Raw genomic sequence first — 25,137 nt, forward strand, 5'->3', positions numbered from 1 at the left:
CCCTATAGACTTACAACAATGAAGTGATGCTGCTCTCCCCTTCATCCACTGCGCTTTCGATCTCGGCCATGGTCGGCATGCCTGCTTGAGCGCCGAATCGCCTTACCGAAATCGATGCTGCTTTTACCGCTAGGCGAAGAGACTTTACAGTATCCCACCCAGAAGCCAAGCCAAAGACAAATGCCGCATTCAAGCAGTCTCCCGCTCCAGTTGTGTCTACCACCTCGACGAGCGGAGCCTGCACGGTATGCAATTGCCCATTTAGCATAATAGCAGCCCCCTGCTTGCCTCGCGTCAAAACAACCTTTTGGGCAAACGTCTTCTCCCAGGCCGCTAATGCTGCGATCCAGACATTCTCCCCAGCTGCTTCCGCATACTCCGCCAGCTGAGCAAATTCCGTTTCATTCGGTGTAATATAATCGGCCAGCTGCAATATAGCGGTTGGCAGCTGCTGCGCAGGCGCCGGATTGAGAACCGTCGCCACTCCTGCTTCCCGCGCCAATTGCAGCGCCTCCTTCACAGCATCGAGCGGAATCTCCAGCTGTACTAAAAGCAGGTCCGCCTGTTCAATCACAGACCGGTACTGCCTCACCCGTTCCGCGGTCAGCTCGGCATTTGCCCCAGGCACAATAATGATCGAGTTATCGTCTAACGTCCGGGTAATCGCGGCGATTCCAGTCGCCTTATCTTCCAGTATGTCAATGGCATCGGTGTTTACGCCGCTTTGCCTCATTTCACTAAGAATACGCTGCCCGAAAACATCATTACCGACAGCTCCAACCATCTGCACATCCGCTCCGAGTCTAGCGCAGCCAACCGCCTGATTAGCTCCTTTTCCCCCGGCAACATAATGGATGGAGCTTCCGGGTATCGTCTCTCCTATTCGAGGCATTCGCTCTGCGCTCACGACCAGATCCATATTCAGGCTGCCGACAATGACGATACGCGGCGCCCTTCTCAGGCTTATCTGCTCCATCATTAACGGGCACTTTCCTGAATTTTACAGAACAGATCCCGGAATACGTCATCCCTCCGGATAAAATGGACGCAGCGGATAAAGTGGCGGTTCGTATCCACGCTCCAGCGGAAATCATCGGATAAGCGCGGGCTGTGAACCAGTGTGCTCCAACACCATTCGGGGTTGTTCAGCCAAGCGATGACCGCGATATCCCAAATGACTCTCGAATAGCCAAAATGGTCGGAGGAGCAATTCTCATACGTCTCATATAGATAGTCGCCGATCTCTCCTTGCCCCTTCACGTAATCCCGAAGCTCGGAGAGCGAGGTTTGAAGATGCGTGGCTACACCAAGACACGGCATTAAGATGAGCGGCACGCCGCTATTGAACATCAGGCGAGAGGCATGAATGTCCTGCTGCAGATTAAACTCCCTTGTATCGGGCCAGTGCAGCGCATTGCCCCCAAGCCATACGACGACAATGCGTTCGATAATGGCCGGCTCTAGGAGCAGGGCCGCCGCGACATTCGTAATCGCTGCAATGCCGACCACGTACAGCGGATCGGAAGGATCGCTCGCCATCGCCCGCTTCACCAAATCCCGTGCCGCTTCGCTGTCGACAGGCACAGCGGCAGCGGGCTGAAAGGAGGTCGCGCCGTGAAACACCGGTACATCCTCTCTTCCCAATATGCGCCTGATTTTCAGAATCTCTTGATAGCTCTTCTCCATGCCATCTGCTGGACCGGTAGACAGCTCATTAAAAAATGGCGCCGCATAAAAGGCTTCCACGATCATATTGTCAGCGGACAGCAGCGCATACGTAACGGCGAATTGATCATCTATTTCATTAAAGGTGTCCGTATCCAGCACCATTCTTATTTGTCTACCGGGATGCGCCAGGCGCTTAACCATCTCTTCGGGCGAAATTACCGGAAATGTTGTCATGTAGAATCCTCCTAAATCTCATCATTATTCTGCTATTTATCCGTAAGCAACTTCATCATACCAAGGCAGCTCCCTCGATAATGCCGCCCTCCGATAAAATGCCTCGGCCTGTTTCTCATCCAAACCGTTCATCAGCGCCAAAGCAAACGCTCCGGCCAGTGCCTCCGCATGCTCATGCTCACCAAACGTAATGACCCGATTAGCCGCCATATTTTCATTGCTCTCCGGTACGATAAGAATGTCCGCTTGCGAACTGACTATGGCATATTTATTCAGGTCAGGCCTCATGTATACGAGCACAGTTGTCGCGCCGGCTTCCTTGGCATATCTTAGCGCCTTTATCAGTAACGGCTCCGGCAGGTTTGTTTCCATAAACAACGAATCTCCTGGCATCAGCCGGTGATATAAGCGCTGCAGCCTGCGTTCCGTTATCGGGCCTTGCTCCCATGCCTCGCAAAGAAACACATGATTATGCGCAAGCTCGCTTACCAGCTCCTGGTCAGCGATGCCGATATAATTGACATCCGCCTTCATTCTTGCCGCAGCTATCGCGATTCCCGGCGATTGAAGCACATAGGTTCTAGACATGGCCGTTCCTCCTCATGACTGTTCCTCTACTTGAATCTCCGTATGATAGATTCTATACGTCCATAAAAAGCCTTGATCCATGAGTTCGGAGACAGTAACTGCCGCTTGAGGCTTTCTGCCCTGCGGCTGCCAGCCGAATGCGTCTTTGATTAAACCTGCATTATGATTGCGAGGAAAACCCGTATCTCCTTGATCAATGTTGTACAGAACCTGCCAGCCGCCTTCATTCCGCTCAAAGCTTTGTCTGGAAATTACACAAACCTGAGAATAGGAGGAGATAAAGCCAGGAACGCGCTCGCGGTCGAAGGGCGTACCTTCCCTCGTCAAATAGTACAGATCCTGCTGCCGGTCCCACATGAGCGACGGGTTAAATACGGCTACCACACCTTCCTTATCCTTGTTCGTTATCCCTCCCTCATGCATCGCTACTTCCTCCGTTATGATCGGATGGTCCGCATCCGAGAGGTCAAAGTCTCGCCAAAAAGTTCTCGTTCCGGTCAGGCGCCTCTCGTACTCATGTACGGATTGCGTATACAGCATGCGGAATTTCCCTTTGCCATCCAGCGATATTACGCAGGGCTGCCCCGCACCCCAATGAAATACCTCTTCATAGTTCACGATGGGGTTGCCATCATATTTGACATAAGGCCCTTCGATCTCCTTGGCAAAAGCGATCCCGATTTGGTTATGGTAGCTGTAATGGATATCGCAGCCTAAGAAAACCATCATCCATGGGTAGGTTTCACCCTGATACCGAAATTCCCCTTGGATGACATCGGGATCGCATACATGGATGTTATCCCATCCCAGCCGAGAAGGCTCAAGCACGCGGAACTTGTCCCCGAATTGCCACGTACCGTCCACAAGCTTGCCTTTTCGCGCATAAATATCATCGATAACAAGGCCTGGCCACGTATTGGCACAAAAGAAAATATACATCGTTTCCTCATCGGTACACACAGGCGAAGGGCAATAATTATATATCCCCTCCACCTCATCGAACATTTGATATACCCCAGCTTTAGGCATCGATTTCCCTCCATTGTTCCAAGTGGCTATCCTTTAAGAGACCCGACCATAAAGCCCGTAACGAAATACCGCTGCAAAAAAGGATAGACGCATAAAATCGGTACGGTGCTCACCATGATGGCTGCCATCCGAATCGTCTGTACGCTGATCTTGCGCTGTACCTGCGGCGGGATATATTGGCTGTTCGATATGACGTCCGCTTCCCGGATCATTTTCATCAGCAAAAGCTGCAGCGGCATTAAATCTCTTTTGGTCGTAAAAATCATTGCATCAAAGAACGAGTTCCAATGGTACACCGCATTCCACAGCCCGACAGTGGCCAGCACGGGCACGGAAAGCGGAATAAACATAGACAGAAAAATGCGAAACTCATTGGCCCCGTCAACGGTTGCCGACTCATGCAGCTCCTCCGGGATCTCTCGGAAAAACGAGTTGAAAATAATCATGTTAAACACAGAAAACATAGACGGAATAATATACACCCAAAAGGAGTTAATCAGCGCCAGGTTTTTTAATACGAGAAAATAAGGAATGAGTCCCCCGCCAAAAAACAAGGTGATCAGATGGAGCCAATAATAAGGGCTGCGCCAAATTAAATTTTTCCGTGACATGGCATAGGACACCATCGCGGTAAATAGGATACTCGTTAAGGTGCCGATGACGGTGCGAAGGATGCTGACCTTAAGCCCCACGTACAACCGTTCGTCCTGTAGCACAACGCCGTAGTTAGCAAGGCTGAATTCCCGCGGAAACAAAAATACCCCGCCCCGCATATAGTCGCTTCCTTCGTTAAAAGATCCGATAAGCACAAAATAAATCGGATAAATGGTAATGACGCAAAAGAGTGCCAGAAAGGTGTAATTCAACACAATAAACAAGTCGAACCGTTTGGTAACCATTTGTTCCCCTCCTAAAAAATACCGCGCCCGGCAATGCGTTTGCTAAGAAGATGTCCGGCCACCAGCAGCACCAGCGCTACCAGAGACTTGAACAGCCCTACCGCTGTCGTGTAGGAATAACGCATCTGGGTGATCCCCATTTTGTACACAAAGGTGTCTATAACCTCGCTTCGTTCCAGATTCAACGGATTTTGGAATACCCATATATGATCGAAGGACGAATTAAGCAGATTGCTGACGGACAGCAGGAAAAAAACGATGATGGTTCCCGATATGGATGGAAGCGTAATATGCCAAATCCGTCTAAACCTTCCCGCTCCGTCAATCGTTGCTGCCTCATACAAAGTAGGATCTATGGAAGTAATCGCCGCCAAATAGATGATCGAGCCCCATCCCAGCCCCTTAATGATAGAGGTGATGATGATTAACCCCCAGAAGGCCGCGGCCTCTCCCAGTATCGCGACTGGCTCATCAATGAAACCGAGCTTCATCAGAATCGGAACGACAACGCCCGACTCTACGGACAGCATATTAATGACGATTCCGCCAAAGACGATCCAGGAAATAAAATGCGGAAAATAGGTGATCGATTGCACGAATTTTTTGTAGCGCTTGTGAACGATCTCGCTAATCAAAATGGCAAAAATGATCGGTGCCGGAAAATTGATCAAAAGCTGCAGCAAATTCAGTCCAATCGTATTAAACAAAATATCTCTAAATTGATAATCGTTAATAAATTCCTTGAAATAAGCGAATCCCACCCAAGGCGCCTCCACTACGCTCTTCATGAGATTGACCGAGTAATCCGCTTTCTTAAACGCAATGACAATGCCAAACATCGGCAAATAATTAAAGATGAGTATAAAAACAATGCCGCAAAGCGCCATGAACTGGATTTGCCACTGCTTCCATAATCGTCTAGGCAGACTGGGCTGCGGTCGAAGCTTGGTCAAAGCGGTTTCTTGCTGCATCAGATGTGCCTCCTCCTGTCCCCATTAGCAGCCCGTGCGCCTAAATACGGCAGACGCACAGGCCTATGTTATCGGTTGTTATTTGTATAGCGGCCAGGAGTGCTTGATACCGAGTGCTTCTTTTGCATTTTGGAACAGCTCATTCGTGTACGCATCATATTCGGACCTGCCCATTTCGTCGAGCTTCGCAAGCGTGTCCTCGTAAATGCTGCGTGCCTTCTCCTCCGATTCAGCCATGATGATACGAGGCAGCTCTCTGCCCCAAAATAAGGAGAGGCGATTGCCCGTTTCCAGCATCTTGTCGCGGTTTGGATGATCCGGAATCGGTTTGCCGCCGGAAGCGCTCGTATTATAGCTGTATGGAATTAACGGTTTCTTCATATTAGACTCCGCCAGATAGCTGTCCACGGGTTTATCCGGCTGAGGGAACAAATCTCTTACCGAATACCAGTCCATCAGCAGGTTGAAGCCCATTCCCCATTTTTTCTCCGACCCGTCACCCTTGGCGAGCGTCTCCTTATACTCCTCTGTCCATGCGATCGTGCCATCCGCATTATACGTATACGTTTCGCCCTCCCAGCCAAAATGGACGATATGCTGGCCTTCCTTGCTGCTCAAAAACTGCATAAGCTTAATAATCCGTTCATGCGCCTTGGATTCCTTGCCCACCATCGTAACGAGCCAGCCGAATCCGCGGATGTCCGTCAATACCGGATCCTCGCCTGCATAATTTCGCAAAGCAAATGCTTCATATTGCGCGGCGTCGTCATTGTTATACAGCGTACGCATGGAATCGGTAAAATCCTGGGGCGCAGTCAAGCTCGAAAACACTCTGCCGCTCGCGATTTTCTCATTAATTTGATCCCGTTTATCCGTAAAATTATCTTTGGAAATGAGTCCTCTGTTATAAGCATCATTTAAGAAGCGCAGCGTGTCCCAATACTTTGCGTCATACCTGCGGTTATTGTAGGTTCCGTCTTGCTTCTCATAAGGAATCGCAAAATTTTCGACCAGCCAGTCGAGCGAGCTATTCCCGTTTGAAGTAAACTCATAGAGCTGAAGCGGAATTACCGGCTTTCCGTCATACGTTTTCACTTCATTTTTCACTCGTTCCAATACATCCAGAAACTTGTCTGCTGTTGAAATATCCGGACGCCCTAGCTGCTCGTAAATATCGCTTCTCAGCGTAAAAGCGCTGTTTGATTCAAGCTGCTCGCCGGGCTTTAGCGCATAGCTGGAATAGGCAAAGTTAGGCAGGACGTACGTATTGCCGTCTGATTCCTTGTACCAATTGAAAATATCCTCATAAGGCTTAAAGTCTGGAGCATATTTCTCAATCAGCTCGTTTAAAGAGATGAGATAACCGCCCTTCGCAAGGCTTGTTTTGTAATCCATCCAAGACTCCACCGTGATGATATCCGGAATTTGCCCGGTAGCGATCATGGCTGACATCTGCTCCGAGCCATCTCCGGCTGGCGTAATGAAGTTAATATTAAGACCGAATTTGTCGCGAATCAGCTGCGAGAATTTATCCTTGCCATAGTCGCCGCTATATTTCCACCAAGACAAATTCACGTACCAATCAATATCCAATACTTCCTGTGCTGGCGGATTCGTTTCGTTCGTGTTTCCTTGTTGCTGTTCCTCGTTGCGATCGTTTCCGGTGCAAGCCGGCAAAACCGTCATGGCCGCGAATAGGAATAGAAGCATGGTCAACATCCATTTCTTGCTTCTCATTGCGTAACCCCCTAATATGCTCATTGCTGTTTTTGATTGGCTAGGCCTATAACCGTAGCTCCATTGTATGGGGAAACCCAAAGAGCCATCTACTTTGATATTGTTACCTGATTGACTATCTTTCGTTTACCTGCAGCTGTTCGCGGTACTCCTGCGGGGTCATCTGAGTAGCCTTCTTGAAGAAGCGGTAAAAATAATGCTCGGACAAAAAACCGACCGCTTTGGAGACATCGCCAATTCGGTACTGCGGCTCCGCGAGCAATTCCTTGGCTCTTGCAAGCTTCATCTCGTTAATCGTCTCCGATAATGCCTTTCCTGCCTTTTGCTTGTACAAGCGTGACAAATAGGAAGGGTTATGACCAATGGCAAAGGCCATGGTCTTCAGTGATAAATCGCCGCCTAAATGACTAATCAGGTAAGCATGAATGCTTTGTACGACGCGGTTTTCTTCATTTTCTTCCGCAGGCAGGCACTGCTCCAAGATATACTTTGCCAATCGCTGCAGCTGCTCCATCTGCCAATCCCAGTTATTCGATAGGCCAGATTCAATGCTGGCTTGCAGCTCCGAAATCCATTTCGGCATTTCTGTAAGGTTAAGCTTCTCCAAATAGGCAAGCAGCAGAGCATAGATCGAGCTGGAAATTTGCATACAGACGATCGTATGCCGACCATAGAAGGCTTGCTCCCCAATTCGAAGCAAGAGCTCCAATACCCGATTGAACTCCTCTTTGTTTTTGTGCTCCAGACAATAGGCTAAATGCTCATAATGCTTAAAGATCTCTAAGCGGACCGGAAAGCTATTGCTCTCCTTCTCTTGACCCGTACGCTGCTGCTCATCTAGCAGAAGCTGCTGCTTCTTAATCGAAGAGGTCATATTATTTTTTAATTGGTCGAGATGCTCGCCTAGCTGCGACCATCCAAACGGATGGCCGCCAATGGCAAACGACATCGACAGATTAAGCAAATCCCGGCAAGAGGATTGAATGCCTTCGAAGGTGCCATAGACAAAATGGGAGGTCATATTCATCGTGCTGGCAATTTGCATATGATCGATCCACGGCTCGGCTTTGGATTGCATCAGCCATATGATTTTCGAACGGTCGTAAATAAAGGAGTAATGAATCATCGATAATGATAAATATTCGTTGGCAATGTTTTGTACCGCGTAGAGCAGCAAGGAGCGATCATACTGCGAATAGGGCTGCTCCCATTCATCCACTTTAGCGATTACCGCAAACAATTGCTTCTCTGGCAGCAAAGGGATCTGCAGCTCTTCAAGCTGCTGAGGCAAGGACTTATAGGCTGCTTTATCACCAAGGAGCAGACTTTCAAAAAACTCCCTTTGCAGCGCCCCAAGCGCCTGCTTCACTTGTTTTTTCGCGTCTTCTAGCAAGGTTTTGGCTTCCTGCTCCCCTTGAACAAGCTTAATCGCGGCATAAACCGCCGCTATAATGACCTCATCTTCTTCCGTCTTCAAAATATAATTAACGGAGCCCTGCCGAATGGCCTCCTGAGCATAGTTAAAATCGTCGTAGCCCGATAGAAAAATAACCTTGCAATACGGCCATCGGGCGACAATAATTTTCTGCAATTCCAATCCATTCATGCCTGGCATCCGTATATCGGTAATCACAATATCCATCTGGGTCGTCATGAGCACATTCAAGGCTTCAGCTGCTGAATAAGCGCCTGCGACCTCAATTTCCGGGTGCCGGGTGGGACTAAACAGCTCCACCAGACCATTCACGACATATTCTTCGTTGTCTACAATCAATAACCGGTACATGTTCGGCTTCCTCCTCAAATTAGCTGGAATGAATCGGCAATCGCAGCATGACATGCAGTCCGCCGTCCTTGCTGCGACCAATCGTCAGTCCATAGGATTGTCCAAACTTCAACTGGACTCTCCGATGGATATTCAAAATGCCTGTGGTCTCAATGTCTCTACTCTGAGACAATAACAGCTGCTGCAAGCTCTCAACCGTCGCTTCTGTCAGGCCGATGCCATTATCCTCGATGTGAATGAGCAGCTCTTCCTCCGCCAGCTCAAACCAAATACGCAAAATTCCCTGCTCGTGATGATCCTCTAGCCCGTATTCAAAAGCGTTTTCTACGATTGGCTGCAGAATAAGCCTCGGCACGATAAGCTGTTCTACTGCTGCCGGAAGCGGCTCGATTTGAACGGCCAGCTTGCTTCCGAAGCGCAGGCTCTGAATGCCAATGTAGGCTTCAATATGCGACATTTCTTCTTTGAGCAGAGCCTCATCTTCCTTGTTGCGCGTAATAAACCGGAAAAATTGGCCTAAATTTTTGGTCAGCCGCTTGGCGTTTTCGATATCATCAAGCTGGATGATCCGATTCAGCAGAAAAAAGATGTTATATAGGAAATGCGGGTTAATTTGAGCCTGCAGCTGCTTTAATTCGGCCCGGTTCAGCCTCAGCTCATGCTCATATACGTCATTGATCAATCCTTCCAATCTGCCGGACATTTTATTGAACTGCTGATATAAATAGTTGAATTCATCCTTGCGGTCCGATTCGAGCAGCGTATTGAATACCCCCTTCTCCAATCGCCGGAAAGCTCCTGTCAGCCGAATCATCGGCTTATGAATGAGGCTGTAAATCCAGGTGGAGAAGAAAATAATAACCAATAGCGATGTCGCCGCCAAAATGAAATAAATCCTTTTGTACCATTTGATAGGGCCTAGAAAGCTATTCTCCGGTACGTAAGCGACAAGCGTTGCATCCAGCAAGGAGGACGATTCATAAGCAAAGACGAAAGCGCTGCCATCAATCATAAACCTTCCGATTCCGCTAGCGTCTTCCTCTGCTTTGCCCAGCTGCAGCAGTCTAAGCAGCTCCTCATTATTCATTCCTTCTTGCGGCAGCGAGCCGAGCAGCCATTTGCCCTCATGATCAACAATTAACGCTTCGCCTCCATTATAGGTCGCGACTTCCCGCAAGGATCGTTCCATATTTGTTTTGGACAAAATGATCTCCATCCATATTTTCGGAGTACCCTCCTGCATCTCTTTTTTGGGATAATGCTCGCCCATGATGAGCTCGCCTTGATCGGAGCCAATGTGCTTACGCGAAAGGTAAAGCCTCTGCAGAGCCTCGACATCCGCTTCCTCTACCTGCTGCACAATGAGATCATTATGGATCGTCGTCTCCAAATCCGTCAGCATCAGCTTGATCTTATGGACAAACAAGCTGGAATCCTTGAACTGCTGCAGTCTTCGCTCAATATCCTGTTTGGCATAGATAACATCGCTGTCTGAATAAATGGTGTGGTACCTCATTAAATTTTGTACAGAGCTGTCCAGAATGTACTTCTGCTTCATCCGGATCAATCTTTCCATTTCCAGCTCGAATGTATTTAAATAAAAATGGGCATTCGATTTCAGCGAATTCGTTATCTCGCCTGAAATCGCTGCTTCACCTGAACGGTTAATAAGCGCGCTAACAATAAATACAGGGATAATCGCTATCAAAAAAACAAGAATCAGCTTCTGGAACAGATTGATGCCTGTGGTCGGGATTTTTTTGAAAAAACGTAATCTCATCGCTGCCAACTCGCTTCCCTTTGCCCTATCGATTAGGGTCTCCTTTACTTATTCTGTAGCATGAAGACTACTCCTCTGTCTTCTGTTTACCTCTTCCTTCCCTAGCAAGTAAACAAAAGACAGTCAAGATATCGAAGTAGCTAACTTTTCGGTGAAATGGCTATGATTAAACAGACCTAAGCTAGGGTCACAGTACACACTTGTCAGGGGGAAAATAGTATGGGGAAGCTCAAAGCATTAGGTTTGCTGGCTCTTGTTCTTATTTTCGCAGTATTGCCGCTTCAGTCCGCTAAGGCAGCCGTCTTGTGGAACTCACCAACGTTAACAGAGGTATACAATCCCACCGGCAACACCTACGCATATGCGCCGACGGTTATCCGCGACGGCAGTACGGAGCATATGTGGACTTGCCATAATGCGCAAGATGGGGTTATTAAGGACCATATTTTTTATACCAAAATCGTAAACGGCAGCGTGGTCGAATCCAAATCCGTGCTTGAGGCTGGGCCAGAAGGCGCTTGGGACAGCTATCATGTGTGCGATCCCGCTATCGTTGCAGGCCAATTTTATTATTCAGGGGTAATGTACGATTATGCGTTGTTTTATTTGGGGAATGACGTGAATGCCAGCTACCATAACCAGATTGGCGTCGCTTTCTCGAATGACTTATCAGGCGAATGGGTGAAATATCCCTCGCCAATTATAGAGTACCCTAATGATGGCTATTGGGGAGTCGGACAGCCTTCTGCCACAAGCATTGACGGCCAAGGCGGGCTATTGCTGTTTTATACGAAAGGAGATCCGAGCGCCACGGCAGGCTACCGCGTCCAATTGAACTTAAGCGACATGAGCGCGCCTGTGATTGGCACTCCGCTGCAATTGACGAATAGCGGATTAACCGACAGCAACGGCAATCCCGACTGGCTAAACAACTTTGACATGGTCTATGATCCGACGCGGGATCGCTTCTTCGCCGTACGCGATCAACGCCCATTCCCGAGCGATAATCCGGCTTACATCAGTGCCAGCCTGCAGGTCGTTAGCATGGAGGGAAGCTTTGTTTGGGGCGGCGGCGGCTCATGGAAGGTCGAAGGTGCGCTGAGCAGCGCCATCTCTGGGAAACCGCGCAACCATAATGCGGCGCTCCTTCGAACGCCTTATGGCACGCTTCCTAATCCAGCAAAAACGGAGGTTTATTTTACGGTTAGCCTTGCGGGTACAGCTTTAAGCACGATTCCTGAATATACGTATGACATCTGGCGGGTGGAAGGTGAATTAACGGATGGGGATAGTTTATTGGAAAAACCGCTAACCCATTTTAGCAGCAAGCTGTTCTCGGTTGACCGCTTGACTCACAACTTGAATACGAATGTGTTCGAGATCCACGGCAGCTCCAAGAAGAAAGTAAACCAAGCTTGGGTAGGCTATCAAATGTTTGACACGAGGGGTTATTTGATTGAGGCCGGGACAGCTTATCCGAATGCCATTAACGAAGAAGGAAAATTCACGATCCCCATCCTAAAGCCTGCCGGTATCGACAGCCAAACCATTAGGCTTGAGGTCTACTTCTTGTCAGCCAAAGGACAAAAGCTGAGCTCCAAATCAGCAAATTTATCTTTTTCCTTTCTTCCCTAACCGATAAAACAGGATTGGCCGACATGATGTAACGTTGAAGCGTTTTGGGCTTGGGGATGCATCTCTTGCAAAATACCATATGGAATGAACGAGGCAGCCCTCTTCGGAGGGCTCTTCTCTTTTTTATGTAGACATAGTTTCTGGCATCATTGCGAGTTGGAGAGAGACGGAGTGGTCCAGCTCGAGGTGGATCATGAAGTTATAACAAGGGTTGATTATTCACGGACAAACCTGGGTGAAACACTTCTCCCTATCACTCAATTCATGCGGTATTTTGTTTTCCTTAATCTGCTATACAGCTGAATAGTTGTATCTGCCAGCCTCTCCACAAGCAGAAAATATACCCTTTTCAACTGTGCATGGTAGGATCCGCCATTTTTATTTGTCGATTAAAACCTGCTGGGGTGTCACATACTAGATTCCGTATTGGTTGTAGTGGTTGTAGGGTTTGGTGTATTCATAACACATTTTTCCACGATCCAGCAAGGATACTCTGCCGTAGTTGTAATGACTTCTCCGTTAACTGAGATATTATTAAAGCCCCCATGTATCATTGCTTTAAAGGTATAACCATGTTCCATGTATCGGAAGCGTCCATAAAACCGTCGTTGCCATCCGAGACGGCCGCGAACAAATGAGTCGGCTTGCCGTTCTGGAAAAGCAGGAACGGCCGCTCCAGATTGCCCAGCGTCTGCACCGTGCCGTCATCCCAGCGCACCGTCCGGGAATAGCTTTGCGGCTGTCCATGCATGCTCCATTTCAGGCCGTCTGGAGACCCGGCGTAGATGCCGCCGTATTTTTCACCACATAGACGCCCTTCCATATCTTTGGCGATCAAATGGTATCCTTTCGCTGTTTGCCAGATGAACGGATCTTCGATATGGAACGACTCCGGAGGAAACACTGGCTCGCCGCTCAGCACCCGGTATGGTCCCTCGTAGTGATCCGCATACGCGACGCCAATCGTCATGCCGCCATGCAGGTTGCCTTCGTAGCTTCGTGCCTTGTAGATCAGCAGCACGGAACCGTCCTCCCGGACACACGGAGCCGGATTGGAGGTCAGAAAGCTATCGAATCGGCCGGGACGTGTTGGCAATATCGGTTCATCTGCTCTGCGCCAAGGGCCGAATACGCTGTCCGCGATAGCCAGGCCTACCCGTTTGTTCGCCCGCGCCACGATGCATTGCGGATCGGTTAACCCGAAATTTTCGGGCGGATCCGGATCGCCCAGCGGATGGGTCGAGCCCGTATAATAAAGTAAATATTTGTTGTTGTGCTTAACGATATGGGGGTTGTGCGTGCAGCGTCCGTCCCAATATTGCGCTCCCCTCGCCGGGAGCGCCACCTCGCGGAATTGGTATGGTCCCTCGGGCGTATCCGAGTCCGCCCTGACAATCTCCGAAGCCGTCATCCAGCCAGGGTGCATCGGCAGAGTCTTCGGCCAGCGCGAGGCAAACATATGGAATTTGCCGTCCTCGCCCTGCACGACTGAACCACACCATATCCAATAACCTTCCATTCGGAAGCCGCCGCCACGCGGAGCCGGCAGCATTATGTTAGTATGCATGTAGTGTCACCTCGCCTTTTCCCACTGCTCTATAATTGCTGCGAACCATGGTCTCTCATCCTTTCGAATGAAGTGTATAACCGGCATTCTTCACACAGCTATGGATCGACATAGCCATGCCGGCGGACCGACCGCCGGCATGCTTGCTCATCAATCAACCTAAGGCGTATTCAGCCCCACATCGTCGGCCGCTAGCGGGCGATTCAGCAGAGGCGCTCCGGAATACTCATCCGCCCCCACATCCGTTGTCGCCCGCATTTGGCCATCCATATCCGCCTGCACGAACGCGTATGTCCCTACAGCGGCGTCAATCGCCGGGCTGCTCGCGGTCAGCTTCTGGATGCCGCTCACCGTGGTCAGCAGCGGATTGATATTTCGGATCTGCCCCGAGCTGCGCGATATGTTGCTAATGGTGCTGCCATACCCGATATTGCCCTGAAACAGCGTATTCGTTGTCGCCGCCTCGTAATAAAGCGTGCCGGTGCTGTTGCGCACGATATTGTTCGCCACGACGGAATCCTGCGGAGCATACGCTTTGCCCGATCCAATGACGATGCCGGTTGTACTGTTTACAATCGTATTGTTGACGATAAGCGCCCGGTAAACTTTCCACTGTTTGCGCAATTGTTCGACCGTCGGGCTTGGAGGGGAGCCTCCAGTACCGCCATCGAAGTCGCCGTTTGGCAAGTAGATTGCTTCGCCTGTCAAATTCTCAAAGTAGTTGTTATAAATCTTATGGTCATTGCCGAACATCCGGATGCCTTCCTGATCCGACTCGACGCCGTCCCCGAGGAAGAAGTTGCTATATACGCTGTTGTTATGGCCGTGCCGCAGCGTCAGGCTGCCCTTGGACGTAAGGAATGTATTGAAGCGCACCGTATTGCTGCTGCTCTTGACCGAAACAATTTCCGGCTCGCCGTCGCAATTCTGAAATACATTATATTGTATCGTATTATAGCCGTGGGAGAGCGTTAGACCGGACAAGCCGAGACGGATGGTCTCTTTGCCGTTGGCTACCCATGGGCCTACATCATGGAAATAGTTGTATTCAATAATATCGTATTGCGAAATTTGACCTGAGCCATCCTGTCCTTCGTAAGCGATCAGCGGTTCGGTGTCGCTCTTCATTCCGAAGTCGTTCCGGTCGATACGGTTATGATGGCTGTTCGTGCCCCGCACTTGCAGCCACATCAGGCCACCGCCTGAGCTTGGCAGCGCAAACGTATTACGGGTCAGTCGCACATGGTGCGAGCCTTCAAGCACCACTGCGCTATTGCTTGTGTTCGTAAACTTTAATCCGTCCAGCACCACATGCGAGGAGTTCTCGACGCGGAAGCCCGACGCTCCCGAGATGATAGCTTGGCCGCGGTTTTTCGCCTTAATAACGATTGGCGCGTTGGCGGTGCCATTTTTGTTCTGAACAGCAAACGGGCTTGTACGCGAATACGTGCCGTTTGCCAGCACAATCGTTTTACCCGCTGTAGCATTTGCAAGCTCGGCAGTGAGCTGCGTGGAAGTGCTAACTTCGACGACCGTCCCTTCGCTACCGCTGCCGCTTGATTCGCTGCCATAAATTTCGACCTCTGCAAAGCTGTTCCATGCGTTCACCGAGTTGCCGTGGCCAACAATACGAACGTAGCGGACAGGGGCAACATCGGTAAAATCAAACGTCTGCAAGCTGTTGCTCAGACTGCTGACCGCTCCCGAAAGCGCTGTGCTGAAGTTGTAGCCATCATAGGAAGTCTGGATATCAAAGCTGAAAGTTCGCTCCGCCCCGTTGGTGAAGGCGATCTTCACGTATTCCACCCGTTTGCTCGATCCAAGGCCGTATTGAACCCACTCCCCGTCGCCACTCGCTGCCCAGCGCGTGCCGAGATCGCCGTCGATCGTATTCGCGACGATATTGCCGTCATCTCCACTAGCCATAAGCTGCGGTACGGTAACCGCCAGCTTGCTTGCACCCGGCGAAGGGCCGCTCGCGGTGCCGTACAGTTCAACTTCGGTATAGCTGTTCCACAGGTTAGTGGAATTGCCGTGCCCAACGACCCGCACATAGCGGGCTGGATCGACATCCGGGAAATCGAATGTTTGCAGGCCTTCCACAAGGCTGCTCACAAGTCCGCTGCTGACGGTCGTGAAGGCGGAACCATCCGTAGACGTTAAAATATCAAAAGTAGAGGTGCGGCTTGCCCCATTCAAAAAAGCAATTTTAATGGAAGACACTTTACGGTTTACGCCCAAATCGTACTGAATCCATTGCCCGTCGCCATTCGCTGACCAACGCGTGGCGAAATCGCCGTCCACCGTGTTGGCCGGAACATTGCCGTCATTTCCACTCGCCGTCACACTGGAGCTGCTAATTGTGAACTTCGCATCGGCCGCCCTCGCCGCTCCTGGCATTAACGCAACTAGCATACAGAGCAAAATCAAACATGTCATACTTTTGGTTCCCATAATTCTTCATCCTTTCTGTTATGAATTGATGGTTATTGAATCATTCCCTTCGTTCCGTCCGCACCTCCTCTCAAGAATACGGAAGCCGGGAGGTGCTTCCTGTCCTCCCGGCTTCGTGATTACGGCTCTTGATCCTGCTTAAAAAATGTGCTGGCTCCAGCCTTTGCTCTTCGCCAAAGCTTCAATATAATAGTAATCGCCGTAAATCAGCGATACGTTGATGTTGCTATTGACTGGCTTATGCCCGGTTGCACCGAGCAGAATGCCTTCATACTCCGGCTGGTCGAACGTACTGTAGTTGTTCGACAACGAGCGCAGAATGCGCATGGCCGCGCGCTGATATAAAGCGGCTTCCTCAGGAGGCACCTGCGACGCGATATCGATCAGTCCAGATGCCGCGCAGCTTGCCGCCGAGGTGTCGCGCGGCTCGTCCGTCAAGTCGGCCGCCGCACGGAAATCCCAATGCGGCACATCGTCTTCCGCCAAGGCGCTGATGAAATAATGCGCCACCCGCTTCGCCGCATTCAAGTAACGCGCTTCACCCGTATAGCGGTATGCGCAGCTCATCCCGTAGAGCGCCCAAGCTTGGCCACGCGACCAGGACGATTGCGGCGCGAAGCCCTGTCCGCCGTCATAACGCTCTACTTCGCCCGTCTCCGGATCGAAGATTACGATATGATGCACCGAGCCATCGTCTCGGATAAACGAGCGAAGCACCATATCTGCATGAGCAACCGCAATATGCTTGAAGCGCGGATCATCGCTTTCTTCGCTCGCCCAGAACAGAAGCGGCAAATTCATCATCGAATCGATGATCGACCATCCCGTCTGGTTGCGAGGCCACGCTCTAATAAACTGCCCGACCGGGTTGTACCGGCCTGCCAAATAGTTGGCGGCGAACAGCCCGCGCCGCCGTGCGTCCTGGTCGCCGGTCAGCTTGTAGCGGATAACCGATGTCGGCAGAAACTGAAAGCCAACATCGTGGTGGAAATGGTTGTCCCGCAAGTAACATTGCTCCATGCGTTCATCCCAAGGCTCTGCTTCCTCCCGATAACGCCGCTCTCCGGTCATATCGTACAGAATCCACAGAATGCCCGGCCAAAAGCCCGAAATCCACTGATCCACTTTGATCTGGTCATATTTGCCCGCTGCCGAAACATGCGGCGCTTCTGTCCAGCCCGCTTCGATCATATGATCAACTTTAATCTTCACTTTATCCCACCAATCCGACAGCTCGGATGGTTTCAGCTTCACATTTTCATTGCTCATTTCAAAATTCCACTCCTTATCCTAACCTTTGATGGCACCGATCAAGGCGCCTTTCACGAAATATTTTTGCAATAACGGGTATACCAGAAAAATCGGAAGAGTAGCTACCATAATCGTGGCGTATTTCAATGTCTCGCCGAGTATGATGATCTCATCCTGGGATGCTCCCTCCGCCATGGAGCTCGCCTCGCCGATAATCAATATTTCTCGCAGGATTAACTGCAATGGATACATCGACCGATCCTGAAGGAAGATCATGGCATTAAACCACGAGTTCCAGTGGCTTACTCCGTAATACAGGCCCACCACTGCAAGCACGGGCTTGCATAACGGCAGGAAGATGCGGAACAGAATGACAAAGTCGTTGGCGCCATCGATCTTGGCCGACTCTTCCAGCGCATCCGGCACCGCCTCGAACGAAGTCCGCATAATAATGAGGTTAAACGCGCTTATTGCGGTAGGCAGGATCAGCGCCCACAGTGAGTTCGTAATGCCTAGCCCTCTAACCAGCAAGTAGAACGGAATTAACCCACCGCTGAAAAACATCGTAAACACGATAAAGAGCGTAAGCTGCTTGCGATATTGCAGCATTTTTCTGGACAAGGCGTATGCCGCGAAGGAAGTGAGCAGCAAATTTAGAGCCACGCCTACAATGACAATAAATAACGTGTTGCGATAGCCGAGCAGGATCATCGGGTTGCTGAATACCGCCCCGTATGTTTCAAGCGAGAAGCCCAGCGGCTTCCAAAGAATACCCTTATGCGCCATCATCAGCGCCGGTTCGCTGAACGAAGCAAATGCCACGTACAGAATGGGGTACATTGTTGCAATCATGAGCACGGACAAAAACAGCGTATTGCAAACCCTGAATATATGTTCACCCAAGCTTACTCGCATGCGAACCCTCCTCTACCACAAGCCCGTATTGTTCAACTTCCGGCTTATCCAGTTGGAGCCGATAACGAGCGCGAAGTTAATCACGGAGTTGAACAATCCGACTGCTGAGCTGAAACTGAATTGAAAATCTTGAAGCCCGATTCGGTACACATACGAGGAAATAACATCCGCTGTCACATAAGTGGTCGGGTTGTACAGCAGAATAACTTTCTCGAAGCCAACGCTCATAATTCGGCCAATGTCCAGGATGAGCAATATAACGAAGACGGGCAGCAGCCCCGGTAGAGTAACATTAAGCATCTGCTTCCAGCGTCCGCCGCCGTCGATCTTGCAAGCTTCATACTGCTCGGGATCAATCGCAGACAGCGCGGCCAAATAAATAATTGTACCCCAGCCTACATGCTGCCAGATATTCGAGGAAACGAAGATCGTCCGGAAAAAAGACGGCTCCAGCAGCATCGTGATCCGCTCGCCGCCGAAAAATGCGATAATATCGTTAATGACGCCGTCACTGCTCGTAAAATCCTTGATCATGCCGCAAATAATGACAAGCGAAATAAAATGCGGCAAATAAGTGATCGTCTGAACCGAACGCTTGAACAGCGCATTTTTCACCTCATTAAGCAGCAAGGCGAGAATAAGCGGAGCGGGAAAACCGAAAACGAGATCGTACAAGCTTATCATCAGAGTGTTTTTAAACACCCGCCAAAAATACATTCCGCCAAAAAACTCTCTGAAATGCTCAAGCCCAGCCCACGCGCTGCCCCCAATTCCAAGCCTGGGATTAAAATCCTTGAACGCAATAATCGCACCGTACATCGGGAAATATTGAAAAATAATGAAATATGCCAAAACAGGAGTAAGCATGATGTACAAATACTTGTTCTTAACTATGTCTTTCGCGATATTAAGCGGCAGACGCCCGGCATGCGCGACTTTGCTGCGTCCCAGCTTCAACTGAGCCATCTATACTCCTCCTGTCCACATGCAGCATCATCGGCAGGGGATGGTTGCACCACCCCCTGTCCCCACGGCGGCCTGCAGCCTGCCGCAAGACGATACATGGAGTTATCTTTTGTTGTAGCGTTCCAAGGCACCTTGATAGATGTCGATTACATCGCGAATGCCCATATCTTCCAGCTGCTTCACGAAGCTGTCGAACTTGTCGAGCGGTTCGTTGCCCATTAAAAATTTGATAAACATTTCTTCCAAATACGTGTTGATTGCCGTCATCGTCTGCGCTACCTTCTTGCTCTCATCTACAGTAGGCGTAATGAACGCGGGCAAAATATGTTTCTCCGCGTCGGTCTCCGACCAAACCTTGACCGCCTCGTCCTGTTGCGGAAACGTGTTGGTCGTTTTTTGCTCATGCATCGGGAACGGGCCATTCGGAACCGTATATTGCGCCAGCATCTGCTGCGAAGTGTACTTTTCGTTTTTCACGATCATATCGGTAAATTTCGGGACGCCGTTGTCCATCGTGTAGCTTTCGCCTTCAACGCCGAAGTTGTACATTAAGGTTCCTTGCTCGCTAAATGCGAAATCCAGCCATTTTACGATCGTTTCCAGGTCTTTCGCTGATGTCGTCACGGCCGCGCTTGCTTTCGGGTTATATTTGAAATCGCGCTGTCCGGTGAATGGTTTTTCGCCTGCTTTCAATACCGGATAAGGAGCCGCTGCTAGATTAAAATCCGGATTTTGTGCTTTGCCGGACTCCAGCCATTTGCCCATGCCGCCGCCCAGCAGGTAAACCGTTGCGCCGGACTCGCCGTTCAGAAACCGCTTATCCAGCGTGTTGCGCTCGACGATTGGAAAGTCTTTATCAATCAGACCTTCGGAATACCACTGGCGGAACAACGTCAAAACATCTTTGTACTGCGGATCTAACGGACCGTATTTCACTTTGCCCTGATCGTCAATATAGAAGCCGTGCGACGTTTTGTATGCGCCGAAAAACGCATCCTGTAAATTCATTTTGTTCGCGTATAGTGCCGTCAGCGGTGCTGCGGCGCCCTTTTTCTCTTTGAACGCCGTCAAGACCTTATGCCAATCATCTATCGTGACAGGCAATTGCAGCCCCAGCTCATCCAACCAGTCTTTGCGCAGCATTGGTCCGCGGAAGACTACGCCTTCCGAGTTGCGTACCATCGGGAAGGCGTAATATTGGCCGCTGTCGGTTTTCAACATTTTATCCAGATCCGGATCAGCTTCCAGCATCTTCTTTAGATTAGGCGCATATTTATCGATCAAATCGTTGAGCGGTACGATAACCCCGTCTGCAATTGCCTTTTCTGGTCCACCTGGATAGATGCTCCAGTCGTACTCCAGCACATCCGGCAGTTTGCTGGAAGCGAGCAACAAATTAAACTGCTCTTCCGCTTGGCCGTCGGTCGGGTGGATGTAGGTTACTTTCACGCCGGTAGCTTCTGCAATCGCCTTCCCGATTGGCGCTTCCGCCAGATTCGTTGTAAAAGTAATCAGGTTTCCGTTGATTGGAGCCCAGTACGAGAACGTATCTTTGGTATCCAGCGGATAAACCGGCTTATTCGCTCCCTCGTTGCCTTTGCTTTCGTCATTGCCGCCCGTATTGCTGACGGCGCTTTGAGCTCGCTCTGTCTTGTCCTTGTTGCCTGAGCCCCCATTACTCGTGCATGCGGTTAACAACAATGAAAGTACCATTGTGATCCCCAGTGTAAGCTTCAGCCCTTTGTGCATCTTGCCGTTACGATTTTTCGCCATTGTGCCCCTCCGTTCTTTTCGTATCGAATATGTTGGTGTGAATACGCTTTCATCGTAACGCTAATCCAGTGCTACAAACCATTGTCAAAACCTCAAATATACTGCAATTTCTCAAAAAAGAAGGTAGCAAAACCGCAAGTTAACCGCTTTTTCTTGAAAAAAAGCCCGAGAGCTACTCAACTTCCCTGTAGCGCCCGGGCGTAATGCCTTCGAATTTTTTGAATATCCGGTGAAAGGTATTCACATCGTTGTAACCGACCATCAGCGATATTTCGCTGACATTATATTTCTCACTGGTAAGCAGCAATTTGGCCTGCGCCAGCCGCGTCTTGTTTATATAGTCGAGCAGAGATTCGCCCGCAAGATCCTTAAACAGTTTGGAAACATACGACGGCGTCATGGAGAAGGCTTCCCCAATCATCGAAATGTTCAGGTTCTCGTCTTGGTAATACTCATTAACATATTTCATGACCTTATCGATTAGCGGATTGCTGCAGTATTCGCGGTTATTATTAACGTAGCCGCACAAAAGCTCTAGCATATCGTATAGCTGGCTGCGCATCTCCCCAACCGTCTGGCATTGCATCAGGCGTTCGATGGCGCGCACTCCGTCAGGCATATCCGGCTTGCCCGCGATGCGGATTTCTCCGATTACTTTTTGCAGCGTAGCCATCAGATCGAACATGAGACATTTCGCTGTATGGAAAGGATACGGCTCTGTCGTAACATTTTTCTGAACAATCTCCCCGACGAACGTTTTCGCCTTATCGAGCTGGCCTTCGCGAACCATAACGATCAATTGCTGCTCGGCCTTGAGAGGATAAAAATAACCACCCGGAGCAGCCCCCTGGTTGTCGCTGCCGCTCAGGTCCGCATAATGAATAATGCCCCCGCTGCCTGCAATGATACGGTATTCCATCGCCTCGACCGCTTCCTGAAACGCCTGGAAGATGCCATATTCGCCCTCCTGCTGTGCACTGATGGCAGCGGTCAACTGGACATCGGCATGACTTGCGATGAACGACAACGTTTCTTCCGCGATGTGCTCCAGCTCCCCCCGCTGCTCCTCCGGCGATGATAGCTGATGGTTAACGATGCAAGCGAGCAGCTCCTGGTCCAGCTCTACCGCATAGGCGTTAACGGACTTACGCGCAACCTCCTCGACCACATTGGCGATCAAGAAGTGCAGCAACCGCTTGTTATGTACCTGATCCTCATCCTTCCGATGGAACTTGCCGAAATGCTCAATGCGCAGCAAGATAACAGAAAATCCTCCCAGCGGGAAGCGCAGGTCATAGGCTGAAAACGATTCGTGCAGCGGGATATGGCTGTCAAGCTGCCCCTTCAGCAACCGCTGCAGGAAATGCGATCTGAGTGTATTGTTATGCTGATTCAGCTTGTTATGAAGCTCCTCCTTCTCATGGAAGGTGCTGCTCAGCGCCTGCTCCAGAAAGGAGTATTCATTAGAGCCGCGATCGAATGTCACACCAGCCTTGAACGATAAGCTCTGAATGAGCGCATGAATCGGCAGGTAATTCCGCTTGAGCAGCCAATACGTCACGCCTCCGCCAATAATGAGGCAAAGCAAGATGCTTGCGATCGTCAATTGCTCTACTACGTTCATCTTCTGGTGGTATACGCCCGCCGGAAGCGTCATCACATATTTCCATCCCGTAATGGAAGAGGTTGTATAGGATGCAACAAGCTTGCTGCCGGAAGTTTCGATCTCCAGTTGCCCTGATTCTTCCGGCATATCGCTGTAGTGTAGAGCAGGTTCCGCCAGCGACTCGCCTGTAGACGCAATGAATCGGTTGTCTTCATCTAGAATAAAGATTGTGCCTTCCTCAGGCACCGACGCTTGCTCCAGCAGCTTGCTCCGGTCAATCATGAATAGCAAGACAGCTCCCGGCTGATTCATGATCGTTGATGTCGCATTTTGGGCATACATGACCGTAGGCCTCCACTCATTCTCTTCAGACACAACAACCGAGTGGTAGCCTTTAATGTACCATTGGTCAAAATATTTTTGAAACGACTGGAACGGCATTTGCTCTTCAAGGCGGATATGGTCGTATAACGCTTCGATGTTCATACGGTTGTTGCGGGCGATGACCGTATCGCTGTTTTTGTAGTAAATATAAATGCCTTCAAGAAAATCGTTAGCGATTTCATATACGCGCAAATCATTGGCGATTTGGTATATTTCGTAGTGATCTGAATCAGACAAAATGGGATCGGCAGAAATAAATGATGCGATTCGCCTGTTGAGGCTTACCTCGAGGCTTAGGCTCTCGATTCCTTTGAACTGGCTATCTATGGCTTGCTCCATCTGAACAAGAATGGATTGGTTGGCGCGGTTAATTTCGGCCTTTACAACGTTCAGCGTCGCGCCGTATATAACGCCGCTGATCAGAATGGGCACGAGCAGCACCGAGATGTATGAAAGCATCCAGGTCAGAAATACGCTGCGGTTTTTGTGCCGGAGCTGCTTCAGATAGATCGTCCACCGGTTTCGAGTTTGGGCCATAGGTTCTCCTCCATGTTAGCTTTAGTCGGAGTCGGGACCGACGTCAATTCTTGTTAGAATGGCCGGACAACGAATATCCTCGACATCCGCTTTCTGATTGTTGATACATACCGCCGGAGACGGCCGGTATTCATATATGGCCTGTTGCTCCTTGCTGCACACACGGTTGTAAGCGATTACACAATTCTCTGGCGCATAAGGAACCCGCTTGCCCAGCGTAATGCCATGACGACAATTCACAATCGTATTATTCACGACATGCGCGCGATAGACGCGCCAATGTTTCCTCAGTTCCTGCTGCGTCGGCGCCTCCGGATAGCCATCCGGACCCCCATCGTAGTTACCGCCGTCAATGAGCAGCGCATCCAACGTTAAGTTTTCCATATAATTATCAAAAATGTGATGGTCGTTGCCGTAAATGCGAAACCCGCCCATCTCTTCCTTCATGCCATCACCGATAAACACATTGTTATGAAAACGGTTTCCATGTCCGTGCCGCGCTGTCACTTGGCCGGCGGAGTTTTGGAATGTGTTGTACCGAATTGTATTATAGCAGCTTTTTACCGAAATAATCTCGGGCTCTCCGTCGCAATTTTCAAACAGATTGTGTTGAATCGTAATATAACCGTTCGAGAGAGAGATTCCGGACAAGCCAAGCCGGATCGCTTCTAACCCGTTGACGACTCGTGGGCCTATATGATGAAAATAATTATATTCGATAACATCATGCTGCGAAATTTGTTCCCCATCGCCATCAAATATGACGAGCGGACCAAGGTCGGCCTTTGGCCCGAACTCGTTGCGTTCGATCCGGTTCCAGCCGCTGCCGCTTCCCACCACAGACAGCAGGCTATACTCCGCCCCAACCTGTCGCGGCTCAAATCTATTCCGCGCAATCCTCACATGCCGCGAACCATCCAGAATGATAGATTCGCGCTGCTCGACCTGGAAAAGCAGTCCCCATACCTCTACATAAGCAGAGTTCAAGATGCGTATACTTGATTCGCCAGCTATCGTCGCTTTTCCTTTATTGACAGCGCGAATGCTTAATATGGCGGTGTCCGATCCCACTTTGCCTTCAACGATATAGTCTTCATTCCGCTCGTAAACGCCGTCTGCGAGCAAGATCGTGGAACCAGGTTCTGCCCGGCCCATGGCTGCCGCCAACTCGTCGCTGCTCGACACCCAATAAATAGTAGTCATCTTCCCACCTGCTTCCTATTAAATAGGCTGATATGATCCGCAGCCTCTGCAGGATCATATCAGCAACTTCACAACTTCTATTATGAAAGATACGTTTCCCATGCCATAGTGTGAAAAAATGAAACAATCATAAAAAAGTAAACTGAGGCTCAAA

At 49.9% G+C, this 25,137-nt stretch carries 19 protein-coding genes; 2 read left to right on the forward strand and 17 right to left on the reverse strand.

Annotated features, from left to right (window positions below):
* Positions 1-10: 10 nt before the first annotated feature.
* From rbsK to AC0VYE_RS25165, 9 genes are all read right to left on the reverse strand, one after another.
* Positions 11-979, reverse strand: coding sequence for a ribokinase (rbsK, locus tag AC0VYE_RS25125; protein WP_475443246.1), 969 nt, complete (start codon positions 977-979; stop codon positions 11-13).
* A complete protein-coding gene (locus tag AC0VYE_RS25130) occupies positions 979-1,869 on the reverse strand; it encodes a nucleoside hydrolase (RefSeq protein ID WP_475443247.1) in 891 nt (296 codons plus the stop codon). Before AC0VYE_RS25130 ends, rbsK begins: the two co-directional genes overlap by 1 nt.
* Positions 1,870-1,938: 69 nt before the next feature.
* Positions 1,939-2,490: a hypothetical protein gene (locus AC0VYE_RS25135; RefSeq protein ID WP_475443248.1), complete on the reverse strand. Its 552-nt coding sequence runs from the start codon at positions 2,488-2,490 to the stop codon at positions 1,939-1,941.
* Between the two features lie 12 nt (positions 2,491-2,502).
* On the reverse strand, positions 2,503-3,519 hold the full coding sequence (locus tag AC0VYE_RS25140; RefSeq protein ID WP_475443249.1) for a glycoside hydrolase family protein: 1,017 nt from the start codon (positions 3,517-3,519) through the stop codon (positions 2,503-2,505).
* Positions 3,520-3,545: 26 nt separating this feature from the next.
* On the reverse strand, positions 3,546-4,418 hold the full coding sequence (locus AC0VYE_RS25145; RefSeq protein ID WP_076267714.1) for a carbohydrate ABC transporter permease: 873 nt from the start codon (positions 4,416-4,418) through the stop codon (positions 3,546-3,548).
* A gap of 11 nt (positions 4,419-4,429) precedes the next feature.
* Positions 4,430-5,389 (reverse strand): ABC transporter permease, encoded by a 960-nt coding sequence (locus AC0VYE_RS25150; protein ID WP_076267713.1) that lies wholly within the window; start codon positions 5,387-5,389, stop codon positions 4,430-4,432.
* Positions 5,390-5,467: 78 nt separating this feature from the next.
* Positions 5,468-7,126 (reverse strand): type 2 periplasmic-binding domain-containing protein, encoded by a 1,659-nt coding sequence (locus tag AC0VYE_RS25155; RefSeq protein ID WP_076267712.1) that lies wholly within the window; start codon positions 7,124-7,126, stop codon positions 5,468-5,470.
* A gap of 115 nt (positions 7,127-7,241) precedes the next feature.
* On the reverse strand, positions 7,242-8,912 hold the full coding sequence (locus AC0VYE_RS25160) for a response regulator transcription factor (RefSeq protein WP_475443250.1): 1,671 nt from the start codon (positions 8,910-8,912) through the stop codon (positions 7,242-7,244).
* A gap of 19 nt (positions 8,913-8,931) precedes the next feature.
* Entirely contained in the window at positions 8,932-10,692 is a 1,761-nt protein-coding gene (locus tag AC0VYE_RS25165; protein ID WP_475443251.1) for a sensor histidine kinase, read from the reverse strand.
* 219 nt (positions 10,693-10,911) lie between these two features.
* Here AC0VYE_RS25165 and AC0VYE_RS25170 point away from each other — a divergent pair, with 219 nt between their 5' ends.
* Positions 10,912-12,327 carry a glycoside hydrolase family protein gene (locus tag AC0VYE_RS25170; protein ID WP_076267709.1) on the forward strand — a complete coding sequence of 472 codons (1,416 nt, stop codon included), beginning with the start codon at positions 10,912-10,914 and terminating at the stop codon, positions 12,325-12,327.
* A gap of 84 nt (positions 12,328-12,411) precedes the next feature.
* Entirely contained in the window at positions 12,412-12,630 is a 219-nt protein-coding gene (locus tag AC0VYE_RS25175; RefSeq protein ID WP_083681891.1) for a winged helix-turn-helix transcriptional regulator, read from the forward strand.
* A 247-nt stretch (positions 12,631-12,877) separates the two neighbouring features.
* Here AC0VYE_RS25175 and AC0VYE_RS25180 read toward each other — a convergent pair whose 3' ends face one another.
* From AC0VYE_RS25180 to AC0VYE_RS25215, 8 genes are all read right to left on the reverse strand, one after another.
* Positions 12,878-13,846: a glycoside hydrolase family protein gene (locus tag AC0VYE_RS25180; RefSeq protein ID WP_256710862.1), complete on the reverse strand. Its 969-nt coding sequence runs from the start codon at positions 13,844-13,846 to the stop codon at positions 12,878-12,880.
* Positions 13,847-14,053: 207 nt separating this feature from the next.
* Positions 14,054-16,348: a chondroitinase-B domain-containing protein gene (locus AC0VYE_RS25185; protein ID WP_475443252.1), complete on the reverse strand. Its 2,295-nt coding sequence runs from the start codon at positions 16,346-16,348 to the stop codon at positions 14,054-14,056.
* Positions 16,349-16,486: 138 nt separating this feature from the next.
* Positions 16,487-17,617 carry a glycoside hydrolase family 88 protein gene (locus tag AC0VYE_RS25190; RefSeq protein WP_475443253.1) on the reverse strand — a complete coding sequence of 377 codons (1,131 nt, stop codon included), beginning with the start codon at positions 17,615-17,617 and terminating at the stop codon, positions 16,487-16,489.
* Positions 17,618-17,638: 21 nt separating this feature from the next.
* Positions 17,639-18,514: a carbohydrate ABC transporter permease gene (locus tag AC0VYE_RS25195; RefSeq protein ID WP_475443254.1), complete on the reverse strand. Its 876-nt coding sequence runs from the start codon at positions 18,512-18,514 to the stop codon at positions 17,639-17,641.
* Between the two features lie 12 nt (positions 18,515-18,526).
* A complete protein-coding gene (locus AC0VYE_RS25200) occupies positions 18,527-19,480 on the reverse strand; it encodes an ABC transporter permease (RefSeq protein WP_475443255.1) in 954 nt (317 codons plus the stop codon).
* Between the two features lie 102 nt (positions 19,481-19,582).
* Positions 19,583-21,253 carry a type 2 periplasmic-binding domain-containing protein gene (locus AC0VYE_RS25205; RefSeq protein WP_475443256.1) on the reverse strand — a complete coding sequence of 557 codons (1,671 nt, stop codon included), beginning with the start codon at positions 21,251-21,253 and terminating at the stop codon, positions 19,583-19,585.
* 172 nt (positions 21,254-21,425) lie between these two features.
* Positions 21,426-23,780, reverse strand: a complete 2,355-nt coding sequence (locus tag AC0VYE_RS25210; RefSeq protein WP_475443257.1) for an AraC family transcriptional regulator — start codon at positions 23,778-23,780, stop codon at positions 21,426-21,428.
* A 21-nt stretch (positions 23,781-23,801) separates the two neighbouring features.
* Positions 23,802-24,983, reverse strand: a complete 1,182-nt coding sequence (locus AC0VYE_RS25215) for a polysaccharide lyase 6 family protein (protein ID WP_475443258.1) — start codon at positions 24,981-24,983, stop codon at positions 23,802-23,804.
* Between the last annotated feature and the right edge of the window lie 154 nt (positions 24,984-25,137).

Source organism: Pristimantibacillus sp. Z349TD_6 (genome assembly GCF_056173205.1).

What these genes read in the sequence shown, in the direction of transcription:
- AC0VYE_RS25140 (WP_475443249.1), bottom strand. Translation starts at nt 3,519, where the DNA reads ATGCCTAAAGCTGGGGTATATCAAATGTTCGATGAGGTGGAGGGGATA.
- AC0VYE_RS25195 (WP_475443254.1), bottom strand. Translation starts at nt 18,514, where the DNA reads ATGCGAGTAAGCTTGGGTGAACATATATTCAGGGTTTGCAATACGCTG.
- AC0VYE_RS25190 (WP_475443253.1), bottom strand. Translation starts at nt 17,617, where the DNA reads ATGAGCAATGAAAATGTGAAGCTGAAACCATCCGAGCTGTCGGATTGG.
- AC0VYE_RS25155 (WP_076267712.1), bottom strand. Translation starts at nt 7,126, where the DNA reads ATGAGAAGCAAGAAATGGATGTTGACCATGCTTCTATTCCTATTCGCG.
- AC0VYE_RS25210 (WP_475443257.1), bottom strand. Translation starts at nt 23,780, where the DNA reads ATGGCCCAAACTCGAAACCGGTGGACGATCTATCTGAAGCAGCTCCGG.
- AC0VYE_RS25170 (WP_076267709.1), top strand. Translation starts at nt 10,912, where the DNA reads ATGGGGAAGCTCAAAGCATTAGGTTTGCTGGCTCTTGTTCTTATTTTC.
- AC0VYE_RS25215 (WP_475443258.1), bottom strand. Translation starts at nt 24,983, where the DNA reads ATGACTACTATTTATTGGGTGTCGAGCAGCGACGAGTTGGCGGCAGCC.
- AC0VYE_RS25200 (WP_475443255.1), bottom strand. Translation starts at nt 19,480, where the DNA reads ATGGCTCAGTTGAAGCTGGGACGCAGCAAAGTCGCGCATGCCGGGCGT.
- rbsK (WP_475443246.1), bottom strand. Translation starts at nt 979, where the DNA reads ATGATGGAGCAGATAAGCCTGAGAAGGGCGCCGCGTATCGTCATTGTC.
- AC0VYE_RS25185 (WP_475443252.1), bottom strand. Translation starts at nt 16,348, where the DNA reads ATGGGAACCAAAAGTATGACATGTTTGATTTTGCTCTGTATGCTAGTT.
- AC0VYE_RS25175 (WP_083681891.1), top strand. Translation starts at nt 12,412, where the DNA reads ATGAACGAGGCAGCCCTCTTCGGAGGGCTCTTCTCTTTTTTATGTAGA.
- AC0VYE_RS25165 (WP_475443251.1), bottom strand. Translation starts at nt 10,692, where the DNA reads ATGAGATTACGTTTTTTCAAAAAAATCCCGACCACAGGCATCAATCTG.
- AC0VYE_RS25135 (WP_475443248.1), bottom strand. Translation starts at nt 2,490, where the DNA reads ATGTCTAGAACCTATGTGCTTCAATCGCCGGGAATCGCGATAGCTGCG.
- AC0VYE_RS25160 (WP_475443250.1), bottom strand. Translation starts at nt 8,912, where the DNA reads ATGTACCGGTTATTGATTGTAGACAACGAAGAATATGTCGTGAATGGT.
- AC0VYE_RS25150 (WP_076267713.1), bottom strand. Translation starts at nt 5,389, where the DNA reads ATGCAGCAAGAAACCGCTTTGACCAAGCTTCGACCGCAGCCCAGTCTG.
- AC0VYE_RS25145 (WP_076267714.1), bottom strand. Translation starts at nt 4,418, where the DNA reads ATGGTTACCAAACGGTTCGACTTGTTTATTGTGTTGAATTACACCTTT.
- AC0VYE_RS25205 (WP_475443256.1), bottom strand. Translation starts at nt 21,253, where the DNA reads ATGGCGAAAAATCGTAACGGCAAGATGCACAAAGGGCTGAAGCTTACA.
- AC0VYE_RS25180 (WP_256710862.1), bottom strand. Translation starts at nt 13,846, where the DNA reads ATGGAAGGTTATTGGATATGGTGTGGTTCAGTCGTGCAGGGCGAGGAC.
- AC0VYE_RS25130 (WP_475443247.1), bottom strand. Translation starts at nt 1,869, where the DNA reads ATGGTTAAGCGCCTGGCGCATCCCGGTAGACAAATAAGAATGGTGCTG.